The organism is Nostoc sp. 'Peltigera membranacea cyanobiont' 213, from assembly GCF_002245975.1.
In the GTDB taxonomy this organism is placed as follows: domain Bacteria; phylum Cyanobacteriota; class Cyanobacteriia; order Cyanobacteriales; family Nostocaceae; genus Nostoc.
The window spans coordinates 17,297-34,177 of record NZ_NOLI01000088.1 but is presented as its reverse complement, the minus strand read 5'-3'; the positions used below and the strand labels follow the sequence as shown (position 1 = coordinate 34,177).

The 16,881-nt window shown below is 41.7% G+C and carries 12 protein-coding genes and 1 pseudogene; 6 read left to right on the top strand and 7 right to left on the bottom strand.

Features of this window, described 5'->3' with window-relative positions; all coding sequences use genetic code 11:
* The first annotated feature begins 90 nt into the window (after window positions 1–90).
* From cobA to CDG77_RS21935, 3 genes are all read left to right on the top strand, one after another.
* Window positions 91–1,680, top strand: a complete 1,590-nt coding sequence (gene cobA, locus CDG77_RS21945; protein ID WP_094331445.1) for a uroporphyrinogen-III C-methyltransferase — start codon at window positions 91–93, stop codon at window positions 1,678–1,680.
* Between the two features lie 27 nt (window positions 1,681–1,707).
* Window positions 1,708–2,304: a dephospho-CoA kinase gene (gene coaE / locus CDG77_RS21940; protein WP_094331444.1), complete on the top strand. Its 597-nt coding sequence runs from the start codon at window positions 1,708–1,710 to the stop codon at window positions 2,302–2,304.
* 499 nt (window positions 2,305–2,803) lie between these two features.
* Window positions 2,804–3,109, top strand: coding sequence for a hypothetical protein (locus CDG77_RS21935; protein ID WP_223269916.1), 306 nt, complete (start codon window positions 2,804–2,806; stop codon window positions 3,107–3,109).
* Between the two features lie 80 nt (window positions 3,110–3,189).
* On the opposite strand, the gene CDG77_RS21930 is transcribed toward CDG77_RS21935, so the two are convergent.
* The 6 genes from CDG77_RS21930 to CDG77_RS21905 form a co-directional block, all read right to left on the bottom strand.
* The gene (locus tag CDG77_RS21930; RefSeq protein WP_094331441.1) at window positions 3,190–4,593 is read right to left on the bottom strand and encodes a hypothetical protein; all 1,404 of its coding nucleotides are present in this window, start codon (window positions 4,591–4,593) and stop codon (window positions 3,190–3,192) included.
* Between the two features lie 254 nt (window positions 4,594–4,847).
* Window positions 4,848–5,213: a DOPA 4,5-dioxygenase family protein gene (locus tag CDG77_RS21925; RefSeq protein ID WP_094331440.1), complete on the bottom strand. Its 366-nt coding sequence runs from the start codon at window positions 5,211–5,213 to the stop codon at window positions 4,848–4,850.
* Window positions 5,214–5,363: 150 nt separating this feature from the next.
* The gene (locus tag CDG77_RS21920; RefSeq protein WP_094331439.1) at window positions 5,364–5,900 is read right to left on the bottom strand and encodes a universal stress protein; all 537 of its coding nucleotides are present in this window, start codon (window positions 5,898–5,900) and stop codon (window positions 5,364–5,366) included.
* 492 nt (window positions 5,901–6,392) lie between these two features.
* On the bottom strand, window positions 6,393–6,992 hold the full coding sequence (locus tag CDG77_RS21915; protein WP_094331438.1) for a DUF1802 family protein: 600 nt from the start codon (window positions 6,990–6,992) through the stop codon (window positions 6,393–6,395).
* A gap of 59 nt (window positions 6,993–7,051) precedes the next feature.
* Window positions 7,052–8,167: an ABC transporter permease gene (locus CDG77_RS21910; RefSeq protein WP_094331437.1), complete on the bottom strand. Its 1,116-nt coding sequence runs from the start codon at window positions 8,165–8,167 to the stop codon at window positions 7,052–7,054.
* A 146-nt stretch (window positions 8,168–8,313) separates the two neighbouring features.
* Window positions 8,314–9,195: an Npun_R2479 family HD domain-containing metalloprotein gene (locus CDG77_RS21905; RefSeq protein WP_094331436.1), complete on the bottom strand. Its 882-nt coding sequence runs from the start codon at window positions 9,193–9,195 to the stop codon at window positions 8,314–8,316.
* Between the two features lie 563 nt (window positions 9,196–9,758).
* Here CDG77_RS21905 and CDG77_RS21900 point away from each other — a divergent pair.
* From CDG77_RS21900 to CDG77_RS21890, 3 genes and pseudogenes are all read left to right on the top strand, one after another.
* Window positions 9,759–11,216 (top strand): efflux RND transporter periplasmic adaptor subunit, encoded by a 1,458-nt coding sequence (locus tag CDG77_RS21900; protein ID WP_094331435.1) that lies wholly within the window; start codon window positions 9,759–9,761, stop codon window positions 11,214–11,216.
* A gap of 89 nt (window positions 11,217–11,305) precedes the next feature.
* Window positions 11,306–14,425 (top strand): efflux RND transporter permease subunit, encoded by a 3,120-nt coding sequence (locus CDG77_RS21895; protein WP_094331434.1) that lies wholly within the window; start codon window positions 11,306–11,308, stop codon window positions 14,423–14,425.
* Window positions 14,426–14,607: 182 nt separating this feature from the next.
* Window positions 14,608–15,138: pseudogene (locus tag CDG77_RS21890) on the top strand (HEAT repeat domain-containing protein); the annotation flags it as partial.
* Between the two features lie 216 nt (window positions 15,139–15,354).
* Here the strand turns inward: CDG77_RS21890 and CDG77_RS21885 are convergent.
* Window positions 15,355–16,683, bottom strand: coding sequence for a DEAD/DEAH box helicase (locus tag CDG77_RS21885; protein ID WP_094331433.1), 1,329 nt, complete (start codon window positions 16,681–16,683; stop codon window positions 15,355–15,357).
* Between the last annotated feature and the right edge of the window lie 198 nt (window positions 16,684–16,881).

Genomic DNA, 16,881 nt, shown 5'->3' with positions numbered 1-16,881 from the left:
AAGCAGAGGAAAAAGAACTATTGATTATTGACAAATGACAAATGACAAATGACAAATGACAAATGACAAATGACAAATGACAAATGATAAATGACAAAGATTAAAGAAAGGGGGAAAGTCTACCTTGTAGGTGCTGGGCCTGGAGATGTGGCATACCTAACAGTAAAAGCTTACAATCTCTTAGCTACTGCTCAAGTTTTAGTCTACGATGCTTTGGTAGATGCTCAATTATTGCAGTGTGTACCACCTAATTGCTTAAAGTTAGATGTTGGGAAACGCGGTGGTAAACCTAGCACAACTCAAGGTGAGATTAATCAGTTACTAGTAAAGCATTGCCAGGAAAAAAAACAAGTTGTACGGCTTAAATCAGGCGATCCGTTGATTTTTGGGCGTTGTACTTCCGAAATTGAGGCTTTAAAGGCATCTGGTTGTGATTTTGAACTAGTACCAGGAATTTCCTCAGCCCTTGCAGCACCCTTATTAGCAGGAATTCCGCTTACAGATCCGGTATTGAGTCGTTGTTTTGCAGTGCTTACAGCTCATGAACCAGAGGTTTTAGACTGGGAGGCACTCTCACGCTTAGAGACACTGGTAATTTTGATGGGAGGGCAACATCTGTCAGAAATTGTACATCAACTGGTGCGAAACGGGCGATCGCACTTAACACCCATTGCGATCGTTCGTTGGGCAGGAACTCCTCGTCAACAAATTTGGATGGCGCAATTGGGCAATATTTTGGAACAAACCACCGGATTATCACTTTCCCCGGCGGTAATTGTTGTTGGCGAAGTTGTTGGGCTAAATAAGTACTTACAACCTGAGAAAATAGGTTGTCAGGATTCGACTACACCCCAAACTCCAATGTTAAGCAACCTCTCCGCCTCTACCCAACCCCTCACTGGCAAAACAATCTTGGTGACACGTTCAGTTGGACAGTCAAGTACATTTAGCGATCGCCTCATCGCATTAGGTGCATCAGTCATCGAAATGCCTACATTAGAAATCGGCCCGCCCTCCAGTTGGGTAGCTTTGGATAATGCGATCGCTCATTTATCTCAGTTCGACTGGTTAATTCTCACTTCTACCAATGCCATAGATTACTTTTTTGGAAGGTTAATCGCCCAAGGTAAAGATACTCGTGCCTTAGCAGGTATCAAAATTGCTGTAGTTGGCGAGAAAACAGCCGATAGTCTCAAACAATACTCTCTCCAAGCAGATTTTATTCCTCCCAACTTTGTTGCTGATTCTTTAGTAGAAAATTTCCCAGAGGAACTGGATGGTAAAAAAGTTTTATTTCCCAGAGTCGAAAGCGGCGGAAGAGAAGTTTTAGTTAAGGAATTAACTCTCAAGGGAGCAAAAGTAATTGAAGTTGCTGCATATCAATCTTGTTGTCCTAGTGGTGTTCCACCTGCCGCAGAATTAGCTCTCCAAAACTGTAAGGTAAATATAATTACCTTTGCAAGTTCTAAAACTGTGCAATTTTTCTGTCAGCTTACTGACAAGATATTTTCCAATAACTCTGATGCTAGTCAATTCTTAGAGGGCGTTTGTATTGCCTCTATCGGGCCTCAAACCTCTAAAACCTGTCATGCTTTATTCGGGCGTGTAGATGTAGAAGCCCAAGAATATACTTTAGATGGTTTAACCCAAGCACTAATAACATGGGCAACCAATTCTTAATATCCAATGACAAATGACCAATGACAAATGACAAAACGTATAATCGGCTTAACCGGAGGTATTGCCACAGGCAAAACCACTGTCACTAATTATTTAGCTAGCGCTTATAATCTGCCGATTCTGGATGCAGATATTTATGCAAGAGAGGCAGTATCTTTAGGTTCGCCTATTCTTGGTGCGATCGCTCAACGTTACGGCGAAAAAATCTTACTTCCAGATGGCAGCCTCAACCGCCAAAAGTTAGGCGAAATTATCTTTAATCGTCAAGATGAACGCAACTGGATAGATAATTTGATTCATCCTGATGTGCGCGATCGCTTCCTCACAGCAATTTCTCTATCTTCCTCAGAAACACTGGTGTTAGTAGTGCCTCTATTATTTGAAGCAGGAATGACTGATTTGGTTACAGAAATATGGGTAGTGCATTGTTCCCAAGAACAACAACTACAAAGATTGATCCAACGAAACCATTTAAATCGAGAACAGGCACAAGCTCGAATCAATAGCCAATTATCTATTGAAGAAAAATTGGCTTATGCAGATATAGTTTTAGATAATTCTTCCACCCTAGAAGTACTACTGAAGCACATAGATGTAGCTCTAAAAAGCACAAGTAAGGAGTAAATTCTATTTATAGTCAAGAATATACATAGATGGAATTTTTAAAATATAAAATCTTTACAAATTTAAAGTTATCTAGTTAAGTAAAAGAATGTCATATCTGACCCCATCTTGTCTAATAATTCGGTGATTTTACAGTTGAAGCTGCGATTGATGGTACTGTAAATTTAGATGGTTATCGGTCAAAAGATATCAGGAAGTAAAATCAAACATTAACTCAAGTATTAATAACTAAAATTAAGATTTAAGAAAAAATAATTGCAAATTATTGATCTTCTTTTAAGATTATTATTAAGTACCTTCTCAACAAACTACTTAATTAGACATTGGGTGATAAATTGCCTTTAATAGCTGTCAATGTGGTTGATTACTAACTAGATTGTTCACCTGTTCGATTCTAGATTGGTGATTGAAAGGGATTGAGATTAACCTTGAGTCCAGAACTATTTGTTATAGATTTCTTCTTTGGGAGAACTCACTTATGTTTTTGATCGGGACAGGTATGAACTTAAGTTTTAGTTTTTTAAGTAAGTTAGCTCTAGTTAGCTTTCCAGGAAACGAATTAAAGCAGAAGAATAAAATCCACGATTATAGCCAGCTAGTTTATGGAAGTGACTACGTATTTGAGCGCATCAATGAAGGAATACTAGGATACATGACTGGAGTAGGTAAAGGCATTAAACCCTGCGATCGCATTATCTTACGAGAAGGTTGTGAATCTTATCAATATCAAGTTGAAGAAGTTGATTATTATTCAGATCCGTCTGATATGTGGATAGCTTTGCTTAAGCAAGTACAAATTGACTAAATATTAAAATTAACCAGTTACTTCAATTCCATCTATAAAGATTTTCCTTCTCTTACTAGAGAATAAGAGAAGGGATGTATCTATTTTAAATTTATCAAAAAATGAGCTATCAAAGTATTCCTTTCGTAAGATAGCAAGTAAAGATGCAAAAGGTTTGGGTTATCTTTATCGAGATGCATCACTGAACCATCAACTGCTAAATGGTGATGATCTATCCACCGCTCCTGTGAATCTAGTAAAAAACTGAAGTATGGGCTGACATCTGGATGGTTTTTTGTTAAGTCATCATAGCTTTGATAAAAAGGAGGTATCCCAATCCCCATCGGCATATATAAGCCTTTAGGATAATCTTCTACAGGCAATTTAGGAAGCTTTTTAAGATCGATACCACTGATGAATAATCGATTTTGTTCATTAGTTTTAGTATCGGTGAATACTAACTCTATTTCTTGTAAATTTTTGGCAACGCCAATCGGTTTAACGTTCCTTAAAATGGCTTTATCAAATTTGCCTATTCTCCAATATTGATTTCCCCAAGGCTTGTTTTGATCGTAAAATCCTGGCGGTCGAAAACTGGCAAATTTAATTTCATTTTTAGTGTCGTAAAAATCTCTCCACTTGGTGATATTTGTTGCTAGCGTAGTTCTAACTTTTCTACTTTGCTCTCCCGATACAATTATCTTTTCATCAAGGGGAAATTGAGTAGCAACTTCTTTTTGATCGATTACGTTTCTCAGAAGATTAGTTTTGACTATTGTGCCGCTTGGATCTTGCCAGTGTTCTAATTTCCACCAATGTTGCCAATAAGAAATATTATTAATTTTTTCAAAAATATTTTTGTAATGTCCCATTGGGAAGGTAAACCAACTTTGATAATAAAGGGATTTATTGCCATCATCTTTAGTGAAAAGTAAAATTTCCCAAAATCCAGCATTTAAACAATTATTAGCCAAAGCTACTTCTACAAGGTTTTGCTTTTCAAAACCGTCTCCTCCAATAATTTCTATATTTGGTGAATTAGCAGGAAAACTAACCTGTTGTCTATTCCACTCTCGGTCTGTAAAAGCGATTGTTTCTAAACCTCGATCTTTTTTAACCCATTTGGGTGCTTTCGGGACTAATAGCTCTAAATCAACATTTCTTATAACTATTTTTGCCGTTTTTGTGTCTGTTGGCTCAAACACAAAATCGAAATGTGTATCATCTCTCTTGATAATTGTTAATTTTCTCTGAGAATATCTTTGAAAGTTTTTGCTTAAAGGTGCGGGATTGACGGGATAATCAACATTAGATAATTCTTGTAGTTTTACACTCATCTGATTATCAAATTTATATCTAGATTTAAACCAGAAACTTCCCAGTGCTAGCAAACCAAGGCATAGAATCAGGGTACTAAATAAAATCTGTTTTTTCGTGACTCTGAAATTAGGTTTGCCAAATAGAGAAATGCCTGCAATTTTTTCCTTCGCAGAGATATTTTTCATCAAAAAAATTTATTTTTATGATAATGCTGATTAATAGCATAGCATTCTGTAAAACAGATGCCTCATTTATATTGTCAAAGGCCATGTTAATAAACGGTTATTTGGAATTACTTTATCTATCTTCCCTTTCTTGCGATCGCATGAGTAGGATGGCGTAAATCATTAAAGGTTTATAGTGGGAACTTTAGTCCTCATAATAAAGTTTTACGCCTCAGACCAGAACTTTGTTTACCCAATCAAGTGAGCTACTTCCCTTAATTAGATACAGTCGAACTAAGCTGTCGAAGAAACTCAATATTCAAATCTAGCTTTTCTCCTAACCATAAACAATGAACCGCGTGGTCTGCGACAGCATCGCCTGTCTCAGGGTGGACGAGGATATCCAATCCCTCACGATTGAGCATTAACCAGGGAACGACTTTATCAAACTGATTCGGTAAGAAAGCAACTTGATACATTCCTTTTGGGTGTGGCCCGATGGGCTTATCAAACCAGCGTCCGAGTTGCACCTCAAACCTAGCGCCCAATCCTTCACGTACACGCGCGGCTACATCTCGACTCGCAGTATCAAAGTAAACATGAGCATGAAAACCAGCGATCTCGATAGTATCTTCTTTCATAGATCCACTTTTCGCTCTCAACTCTAATTTTGGATAGCAGACTTTTTCTTTTTCACTGAAAAAGCGATCGCTCCATCTTAGCCCAATACCGTGCCGTTAAGGATAGGCAGTAGCGATTTGACTCTATAGAACTAGTTTGAAAAGTAGTAGTTAGTTAACGCTTAAAGTACTTGTAGTTCTTTTGACAACTCCATCTTTTTTAACAGCAACTGAAAGATGCACAACATGAACCGAACAAAGAGCATGGTGAAGAACGTAGTTACTCACACTACCGAGAAATAGTTCCATTAGCCCAGAATGACCCCGCCGCCCCATAACAATTAGGTCAGCACCATGACTATGGGCTAAGTCACAAATAACCCGGCCAGGATTACCAACATTTTGTGTAAATTCTGTACTTACTCCTGCTGTGTTCGCTTGGGCACAGAAAGATTGCAGCATCTGGATTCCTAAATTTTTAAAGGTATCCCACTGCTTTTGGTATAAATCAAAGCTTTGACTGCTCAATCCTGGATAGTAGTCAAAATTAGACAATACAGGTACGTAAGGGCTACCGTCTTCTTCTGGAGATAAGACATGCACTAGCATTAAGCTAGCTTGTGTTAACTTTGCTAAACCCAACGCTTCTTCAAAAACCTGTTGTCCTATTTCCGAGCGATCTAATGCAACTAGAATCTTTTTAAACATCATAATAGACCTCCGATTTTGCTGGTAATTGGTCTTTACGGTTTCGGGTTTCCTGTCAAAAACGATCGATCCCTCAACTATGTTTAGCGACTTTTGAATTTTAAATTTCTTAAAGATTTTCGCCCTATATTTATACTTATAGCAAAACAATTTGAGGAACTTGTTAAGAAAACAAGCATTTATCTTGAGTTATGAAGCGATCGCTTGTTTTTCTGCATTTTCTTTATGCACTTCTTGGCTTTTTTGTCAACTCATAAATTATACAACTAGCCATTTCAAGGTGACTCTTAAAATCTCTGCGTTCTCTGTATCTCGGCGGTAGAAAAGTATTTTATTGAACCACAGAGGCGCAGAGAACACAGAGAAAAGAGCTTACAGAGGAATTTTTGACCAAAACTTTTTACCCACCTTGAAACGTCTAAAACCCTTACGAATTACGAATTACGAATTACGAATTACGCATAGCGTCTCCTAGAGAAGCGGTACTAATTATTACAAGGATGAAGCATACAGCTTATCGCCAATAATCCCGCGAATTGTCTCTACTAATTGGGTGTATGCAAAGTTAGATAAAACTGGTGTTGTTCCTTGCAAGTCAATTGGTCGATCTAGATCAATCCATGACTTACAACCCCCGTACTTAGGATCGTAAGGAATTTCTTGCTCTTGGGGTAGTTTATATGTCCGCAGGAGGAGAATATAAAGGGGCTGGCGTGGTTTCCATTTGAGGCGATCGCTAATAAAATCCTCGTTCCAAATATGGAAAGGAAGCAAGGCGTTAACAAGAAATTCGTTACTAACTGGCAAAATATCGGTAATTTCAGCCCAACTACCAATACGAACTGTTTCAGGATGCCAACCTGATGTTACTGGATAGACACGATTAGCATACTCCGCTTTCAGCATGAAAGCTTGTTGATGTTCATAAGTAGGATAAAGCAAAATTTGCCTGTGGGCAACTTGGAAATGTCCATTTCGTTCATGGATACCACCTTTGCGGAGCAACATAATTGTTTTGCCACTTTCCAAGGCGTTTATGGTGACAGCCCATTCTTTGAGGGCATGAAAAGTTGTAGTCAATTCCATCAGCATCTACTGTAACTCTGATTTATCGGACTAATCTGTGCGCTCGTATTTGCTATTTTGAAGGCTTATCTTCTCAAACTGCGGGGGTCAAGGGCATCTCTTAGCCCATCACCGAGTAAGTTGAATGCTAAGACTGTGAGGATAATCAGTACAGCCGGCGGCCAAATTAACCAGGGTTGCAGTACCAAAATTGAAGCATTGCTAGCGAGAGAAAGCATATTGCCCCAAGAAGGGTCTGGTTGTTGAATTCCCAAACCAATGAGACTCAATATTGCCTCTGCACCAATAAAGCTGGGAATTGCAAGAGTAGCAGAGATAATTACATAACTAGCCGTTTGCGGTAAAACGTGGCGGAGGATGATATAAATTGGGTTTCCACCCATCGCGCGTGACGCTTGGACAAATTCTCGCTCTTTAATTGATAGTACTTGTCCTCGAATGACCCGTGCTAAACCAGCCCAGCTAATAACCGAAGTAATCACCACAATTAGCAAAAAGCGCTGGGTACTGCTTAAACCAGCTGGTAAGACTGCCCCTAAAGTCACCAAAAGATAAATACTAGGAAAAGTCATTAGCACTTCTGCCAAACGCATGATGACGCTATCAGTCACACCGCCGAAATAACCGGAAATTCCACCGATGAGCAAACCGAGGGGATAGGTAATAATAATGCCAAAAATCCCGATAAACATACTAATGCGACCGCCATGCAACAAGCGGCTAAATTGGTCGCGTCCTTGGTCATCAGTGCCCAAAATGTTGATTTTTGCGCCAGTTGTTGTGCCAAATAAATGCCAATTTAAGGGAATACCGGCAAAGATTGTGACTTCATCCCACTTTGGAGGTAATGGCAAACTCATCTGTAACAATCGGTATTCTGGCCCGGAGACAAATAGACGCAGGGGTGATGGCTTTTTGAAGTCTACAATGAGTTTGCGATCGCCTGTTTCTAAATTTGTGTCTCCCTGAGTCGTGGGATAAACATGGGGCCCGATAAACTGCCCTGACTGAGAAACCCAGTGGATCTGAGTTGGGGGTAGCAATGAACCATTGGGCTGTGAGGCGTAAGGGTCATAAGGAGCCACGAAATCTGCTGCAATTACTGCTATGTAGAAAATTAACAGCAAAATCGCCCCAAATTGTGCCAAAGGATTTTTCTTTAGTCGTCGCCACCAATCCATAGTATTTAGGAGTTATAAATTATGAGTTATCAGTTCTTAAACTTTTATCTTAATTCATAACTCATGATTAATAATTCTCAACAGACGCGATTAATCGCGTCTCTACCAAATCTTGTACAGACGCGATTAATCGCGTCTCCCAACTATCAACTCCCCACTGCTAATTTCTCTAAATAACGCTGCTGTTCTTGCTGTTGTTTTTCGTGTTCTACAACAAATACGTTTGAGTAGAGATTAGCCAGAATTTGTTTGCCCTGTTGTGTCAATGACAGATAATGCAGTCCGTCTTGAATATAGGGATAGACACCATTCCAGTAAAATTTAGCGTAGTTATTCCGTAAATCGGCAGGGGTTTGATAGCCCAAAACTTTATTTACACCAGTTTCTTCAAACTCGTAAAATAAAGAAGTAATTTTCTTCAGATAACGCGGGTCGCTTAGTTGACCAATCAAATCAGCCGCCCGAACTAATCCGGCAAAGCACTTTGTATCTTGATGATCTTCTGCCGCAGGCACAGGAAACCGAGTCAATTCAATATTGCTCTTAATTGCCTCAGCATCTATTAACTTGTGACCTCCAAAACGTTCATCAATAAAAAGCTTGGCTCTATCAACATGATACGGCGTGAGACTGGCATCAGAAGCGCCAGGAGCTACAGAAACCATTCTGCCATTTTTACCTGTGGAATATAAACCTGCTCCTTCTTGATCTTGTCGGCAAACTCCTTTAACGTAGCCAATATCATGGCTGACCAAGGAAATGATACAATGCAACCAGTCTTCACTGGAAACACCGCCTTCTCTGATGTGTTTGCCACGTAAGATTTCTTGCCCCACAAGGGTGACAAGAACGGTATGTTCAACATTGTGATAAAGGGCATCACTATTGGCAATGTTTTCCAAAGCCATGTTACCAGCCCAGGCGATAATATCCTGATAATCATTTTTGAAGCAGCCATAAGTGCGACGGTAGCCTTCTCGTATTTCATCTACAAAGGCATCAATTAAAATTTCAGTGGCATTGAACATATATGGTTACTCTGGTAAATACCAATTATTTATTGATTTGATTGATTGATTTCAAAATTCCATCATCAGAGCCGCCCTGGCTGGAATTATGGAGTTTGCTCCTTTGTAACTCACGTGTAGCTGTGGACGCTAGCTCGATCTATGCCTGGATGCATGGCTTCCTGATAACACAAACGCTTTAGAGGAATTAAAAGTTGCGTAGACAAAATAATTTGCTGGTTTGATAAAATACACCGACTGTTCATATTCTAATTAAATAAATCTAGATTCGCTTTATTCAGTTTTCCATATTAAGCATTGGTTGACAGCGATCTAAATCCATATAGTGTGTGACCTAGAGTAGCTAGATGAGATGAGATAATTTTTTATATCATAATCTACATAAATTTTCTAAGCATCTACCTTGGTAATTACTCTTAGTTAAATAGTTGTATTATATACTGTTGTCAGCGAAAGACATTTACTATGAAATGGGTCATAGTTGATGGGAAGTAAATAAAGTTCAAGTTTTCTTAAGAAAATACCAAGATTGGTATGCATAGACAGAAAGTGGAGGTGGGACTGTGAGCGATGAAAGTATTTCAGAAGTTGAGGTGACAAAACCCGTAATCTCTGAAGATGCTAGCTTTTTAAGCAAATCAGATCAAAAACCAACCAGGGCATGGTTGAAGCCATTATTCTTGGGTGCTGGTTTAGGAATTGCGATCGCCTTTGGTGGGATGGGTGTATTAAGTCGTCTTCCATCCCGTCAACAAAGCCCGGTAGCAGATAAACAAGTTAACCCATCGATGACAGTCACCATCGCCACAGTAGAAACCGCCCGTGTTGTCCGCACCCTTAAAACTACTGGAACTGTAGCCGCGAGTGATTTAATTCCGGTTTTACCACAGACAAACGGCTTACAAATCAAAAGTATCCCCGAAGATGTCAAAGAAGGGGCTTTTGTCAAAAAAGGTCAAGTGTTGGCGGTGTTAGATGGTTCCATACTACAAAATCAAATTAGCCAAGCAAAGGCAGATGTGGAATCAAAACAAGCAGATGTAGAATCAAAACAAGCAGATTTGGCATCCAAGCAGGCAGATTTGGCATCAAATAAAGCCATAGTTCAGCAAAAACAAGCAGATTTAGCTCAAGCTAAGGCAAAGCTAGAAGAAGCAGCCAAGAATTATCAGCGCTATCAACAACTCGCTGACTCTGGAACCATTAGTAACCAAGAACTCGATACTCGTTCCTACGCTGTGAAAACTGCCATACAAGTTGTGAATTTATCCCAAGAAAATCTGCGTAGTGCCCAGGCGAATATTGGTAGCGCCCAGGCGAATATTGGTAACGCCAAAGCTATCATCAACAAAGCCAAAGCTGATGTCCGCAGCAGTGCTGCTAAGGTGCAACAACTCCAAACTCAGTTGGGACAAACTGTGGTCCGTGCGCCGGTTGCAGGAGTAATTGCTGAGAAACTTGCTAGAGTCGGTGATGTGACTGGTGTACCACCGCAAACCCAGGTGGGAACTGTGATTGGTGGCACACAAAAGCTATTTTCGATTATCCGAGATGAAAAGTTAGAACTTCAGGCGAAGGTGCCCGAAATTCAATTAAATCAGGTGAAAATTGGCGCATCAGTGCAAATTACTTCAGATGTCGATCGGCGCGTGCGATCGCAGGGACGAGTCAGAGACATCCAACCACAGGTGAACGATCAAAGGCGTGAGGCTACAGTCAAAATTGACTTACCGCCAACAACTTTACTTAAACCAGGGATGTTTGCTAATGCTGCAATTACTACTAACTCTGGGATGACAATGGTAGTGCCGCAAAAAGCAGTCCAGTCTCAAGCAGACTCAAGTGTAATTGTATTCACCTTATCAAGTGGAGATATAGTCCGCACCCAGAAAGTAGAGTTAGGAGATCCTGCAAATGAGGACAAAGTAGAAATCAAGAGTGGTTTGCAATTAGGCGATCGCATCGTAGTTGATGGTGCAGGCTATCTCAAAGATGGCGATAAGGTTCGAGTCGCAAAGTAAAAGGGAATGGGGAGATTTGGGAGAAATAACCGATGACAAATGACAAATGACTAATGACTAATAACAAATGACAAATCTAAAATTTCCTCATGTCCTTTAATATTTCAGCTTGGTCGATCAAAAAACCTGTTCCCACGATAGTTTTATTTTTAATTTTGACAGTGGTGGGCTGGTTCTCCTTCATCAGCTTGGGGATTGATATTAACCCAAATATCGATATACCAACAGTTTTGATTAAAGTCACCCAACCGGGTGCGGGGCCGGCAGAACTCGAATCGCAAGTGACGAAAAAAATTGAAGATGCCGTCGCGGGGTTGGGTAATATCGATTTTATGGTTTCCACTGTCAGCGATGGAAATTCTACGACGACAATCAACTTTGTTTTGGGCACAAATAGCGATCGCGCCACCAATGATGTCCGCAATGCGATCGCTCAAATTCGTCAAGATTTACCCCAAGATATCAACGATCCAGTTGTGGAACGTCTGGATTTTGCCGGCGGACCGGTGATTACTTACGCAGTGAAATCAGATCGGCGTTCTGTAGAAGAATTAAGCAATCTTGTCGATCAAACCATTAGCCGCGCCTTATTAGGAGTCCGTGGTGTGGCGCAAATTCAGCGGATCGGTGGAGTTGACCGAGAAATTCGGATTAATCTTAATCCAAACCGCTTACAATCTCTGGGTATCACCGCTACCCAGGTAAACGACCAAATCCGCACTTTGAATATTAACTTACCTGGTGGACGGGCTGAAGTTGGCGGTAGCGAACAAAGTATCCGTACATTAGGAAGTGCCACCAGTGTGGATATTTTGAAAACTTACGAAATCCTCTTACCACAAGGTGGTTCCGTACCATTATCCAGTTTGGGAACTATAGAAGATAAATTTGGCGATGTGCGCCAAGCCGCCACCTTAAATAATCAACCCGTGGTGGCTTTCCAGGTGTTGCGTAGTACTGGCAGTGTTTTGGTGACAGTGGAACAAGGAGTGAAAGCCGCAGTTAAAGAACTGGAAAAAACACTTCCCGCAGATGTCAAGCTGGATTTAATTTTTACTAGAGCCGATATTGTCCGCCAATCTTACCAAAGCACCATTGATGAATTAATTCAAGCTTCGCTGCTGGCTGTCATCGTTATTTTAGTGTTTTTGCGGGACTGGCGAGCAACATTAATTACGGCTGTTGCCTTACCTTTGTCAATAATTCCCACTTTTGCAGTGCAGCAAGCCCTTGGTTACACCCTCAACAACATGACTTTGTTGGCATTAGCGTTGGCGGTGGGCAACTTGGTAGATGATGCCGTTGTGGAAATTGAAAACATGGAACGGCATATCGCTATGGGCAAATCAGCTTGGGAAGCCGCTTTTGAATCTTCCGACGAAGTAGGATTAGCAGTAATAGCAAGTTCAGCAACGATTATTGCCGTATTTATGCCCGTTGCTTTTATGGGTGGAATTCCAGGGCAGTTTTTCCAACCATTTGGTGTTACCGTTGCCGTTTCCACAATTTTCTCAACTCTTGTAGCGCGGATGGTTACGCCGATGATGGGGGCGTATCTTTTAAAGGAGGAGAGGAGAGGGGCAGGGGGAGTAATCAAAATTTTTAATTTTAAATTTACACTTCCAGGTGGTGGCAATGGAAGTAGAAAACTTGGAGATGATAAGCATCAAGGCTTTCAACCTTATAGATCGCTTTTACAGTGGGCGTTACGCCATAGATTGACAACAATGGCGATCGCTTTAGCTTTCTTTATTGCCAGCCTAATGCTGGTTCCCTTGATTCCCAAAGGTTTTGTTGATGATGGCGATTTCGGTATTTCTAACGTATCTATAGAACTACCTCCTGGTTCTACATTGTCAGATGTTAACAAGGTAGTCACACAAGCCACTGACATCATCCGAAAAGACCCAGTAGTTGAACGCGTACTAGCGACAGAAGAGATCGATTCTGCAACCCTTTCCATTAATCTCAAACCCAGAGAAGAACGAAATATTTCCCAAAAACAGTTTGAGGATCGAGTCCGCCCTGACTTTGAGCAAATACCAGGAGCTAGAATTAGTTTTCAAAGTCAGTCACCAGGGGACAGTCGTAAAGGTTTATCAATTGTTCTGAGAAGTGAAAATCCCCAAGCATTGACTCAAGCTGCTGATGCCTTAGAAAAGCAGATGCGATCGCTGCGTGGATTGGTTGAAGTGTCTTCGACTGCGAGTTTGGTTAAACCAGAGATTTTAGTAATTCCTAACCCGCAACGGGCAGCAGATTTGGGAGTGACAGTACAAGCGATCGCTCGGACTGCTTCCCTTGCAACCATCGGCGATAATGAGTCCAACTTGGCCAAATTTAATTTAAGCGATCGCCAAATCCCCATTCGCGTCCAAATCGACCCGAAAGCCCGTGCTGATATCAACACAATTACCAACCTCCAAGTCCCCAGTCAAAATGGCAGATTGATTCCCCTGATAGCAGTTGCAGACATCCGTTTTGGTAGCGGACCTGCAACCATCAACCGCTACGATCGCGCCCGTCAAGTTGCCGTAGAAGCCAACTTGCAAGGGATTTCTTTGGGAGAGGCTGTAGAAACAATCAACAAACTACCTGTGATGCAAAACTTACCACCAGGGGTAGTACAGCAACCTTCCGGTAGCGCCAAAATTATGCAAGAGATTTTCGGGCGCTTTGGTGGCGCGTTGGGGCTGGCATTAATGTGTATCTATGCAATTCTGGTGCTGCTGTATAACAACTTTCTTCATCCATTATCGATTATGGCTGCCTTGCCCTTTTGTTTAGGTGGCGCACTGGTAACGTTAATGGTTGCTCAAAAACCCCTGGGACTTTATGCCCTAATTGGTATCATCCTGCTGTTGGGAATTGTCACCAAAAACTCGATTCTGCTAGTTGACTACACAATCATAAATATGCAGCAAGGCAAAACCCAGCGTCAGGCACTCATAGAATCGGGCGTGTCACGTCTGCGTCCAATTATGATGACTTCTCTGGCAACGATCGCAGGGACTCTGCCCCTGGCATTGGGAATTGGTGCGGGTTCTGAAGTTCGTCAACCAATGGGAATTGCTATTATGGGCGGTTTCACAACTTCCACCCTCCTAACACTGGTGGTAGTACCAGTCATATTTAGCTACATTGACAACTTCCAAAATTGGATTATGGATAGATTGCACTATGGCTTTGGTAAGAAACCATCGCGTTAATAATAAAAATAATAAAGACGCGATAAATCGCGTCTTCTTAACTATTGTGCGATCGCATTTCTCACTGGGAATCATAACAAACAGATTCACCAGAGTAAATATCCAATGGCATACCAAAACATTACCGCTTCCCTTTCCCCAGAAGATGTTCAAGAAATTAAAGCAGCCTTTGCGACTATCCAACAGTAGTAGCGCTGATGTTATCACAAGGCAAACACCCTAACTTATTTCGCCTGCAAGAACAGCAATACAATTTAATGGTGGCAGAATACCTCAAAGAATGGAATCAAGAATTTCCCTTGAAGAAATTCTCAGCCGCCGTCTACGAAATGCGACTCGAAGACAAACAAGCCTTACCCGCAGATGAATTTCACCAAGTCGCCATGTCTTTGTCAGACGAAAAATACAAGATGGTAGTCAGCCGTCAGTGGGAAGGTGAAAAAGGCGAAGCCAAGAAAGAATGGTACTTCCGCCACGATAAAATCATGGATTTCTTCTTAGTGCAAAACTTTCTCGGCGAAACTGATGCCGCCGAAGGACTATTAGTTGATAAAATTGGCGATCCCCGTTTTCGTGGCGTTTACTTCTTGCTAGCAACCTTACTTGAGATAGATGCAGCCAAAGAACTGCGGGAAGAATTGATTCAATACGCCGCCGACACCAAAGACAACACGGTGAGTAATACTTTTGTGCAGTTATTGCGAACCAGATAATTTGTAATTCGTAATGACGATCGAGTACACAATTTGAGTTCTGAGTGGGGAATCTTACTTCTTTACTCAGAACTCAGAACTAAGCTGTTCCACATTTAAATTGCATAATTAGGGCGGGCAAGATGCCCACCCCACAAGAGTTATAAAAATTTTAGATATGCAAACTAGATGTGGTTTAGCTTATCTTGCCCAAGTTTATTAGACAGCTAACGAAGATTAGCGATCGCGTTTAGCAGAACGGCGCGATGCCTCGCCATTGGTTGCGGGTGGTGCTGCTTTACGTTTAGCCGATGTCCGTGGTAACGGTTTAGGAGTCCGAGCCGGACGCTGATCGCGTTCGGGTTTGGGTCTGTGTTGCCGTTGCCGTCCATTAGGGATTGCTTCAGACTGAACATCAGGGTTGGGGCCAAAGCCAGCCACTACTTCCCTTGGCAAACGCTGCTGAATCAGTTTTTCGATCTCTGTTAATAAAGGATATTCATCGACGGACACCAGCGATACAGCTTCACCTGACGCGCCAGCCCGACCTGTGCGCCCAATGCGATGAACATAATCTTCTGGTACATTGGGCAGATCGAAGTTGACTACATGGGGCAGTTCGCTGATATCAAGACCCCTAGCAGCAATGTCTGTGGCCACCAATACCTGTAAACTGCCATTCTTAAATTTTGCCAGAGCATTAGTACGCACCGGCTGGCTTTTATTCCCGTGGATTGCCAGTGCTTGTATGCGGTCTTCGCCCAATTGCTTAACCAAACGGTCAGCGCCATACTTGGTACGAGTAAACACTAGCACTTGATACCAATTATCTCGCCGAATTAGGTGAGCAAGTAATTGGCGTTTCTTATCGCGGTCTACCTGGTAAATTTTTTGAGCGATCGTCTCGGCGGTAACGTTGCGGCGTGCTACCTCAATCATCTTTGGGTTATTGAGCAGTCCGGCGGCGAGTGCCTTAATTTTGTCTGAGAAGGTAGCAAAGAATAGTAAATTTTGTCGCTGTTTGGGCAAAAGTGCAAGGATGCGGCGGATATCATGAATAAAACCCATGTCCAGCATCCGATCTGCTTCATCTAGCACCAAAACTTCAATATGCGAGAGGTTGAGCGTGCCTTGCTGTACGTGGTCTAGCAGTCGCCCTGGAGTCGCGACCAAAATATCGACTCGATTCTTCAAACGCTGTTTTTGCAGATTAATACCGACTCCGCCAAACATCACCATTGAGTTTAGCTGTAAATATTTGCCGTACTCGCGCACGCTTTCTTCCACTTGGGCAGCCAGTTCACGAGTCGGGGTGAGAATCAGCGCCCGGATCGGTCGGTATCCATTAGATGTAACTTTGCCACTCTTGTCAGACGACAACCGATGCAGAAGCGGCAGGGTAAAACTAGCGGTCTTTCCAGTGCCAGTTTGGGCCCCAGCTAGCAAATCGCTACCCGACAAGACAGCAGGAATCGCTTGTATCTGAATTGGCGTAGGTTCGGTGTACCCTCGCTCTGTAACCGCACGGATAATTTCATTGGACAAGCCGAGAGTAGAAAAATCCATAAAACTCCAAAAATAACATCGGCCTGTCACCAATGGCGGTGTCAGTCTTAGGCGGACGGATAAAAAAGCATTGAAAAGCTGGATGGGCAATAGCGCAAAGACTGAAGAGCGAGTGCCGCAATTCCATATCTTAACAGATTGTAGTCTATTGTGTGGTTAAAGTTGCTCTGATTCAGTGTTGTGTTAAATTAGCATTAC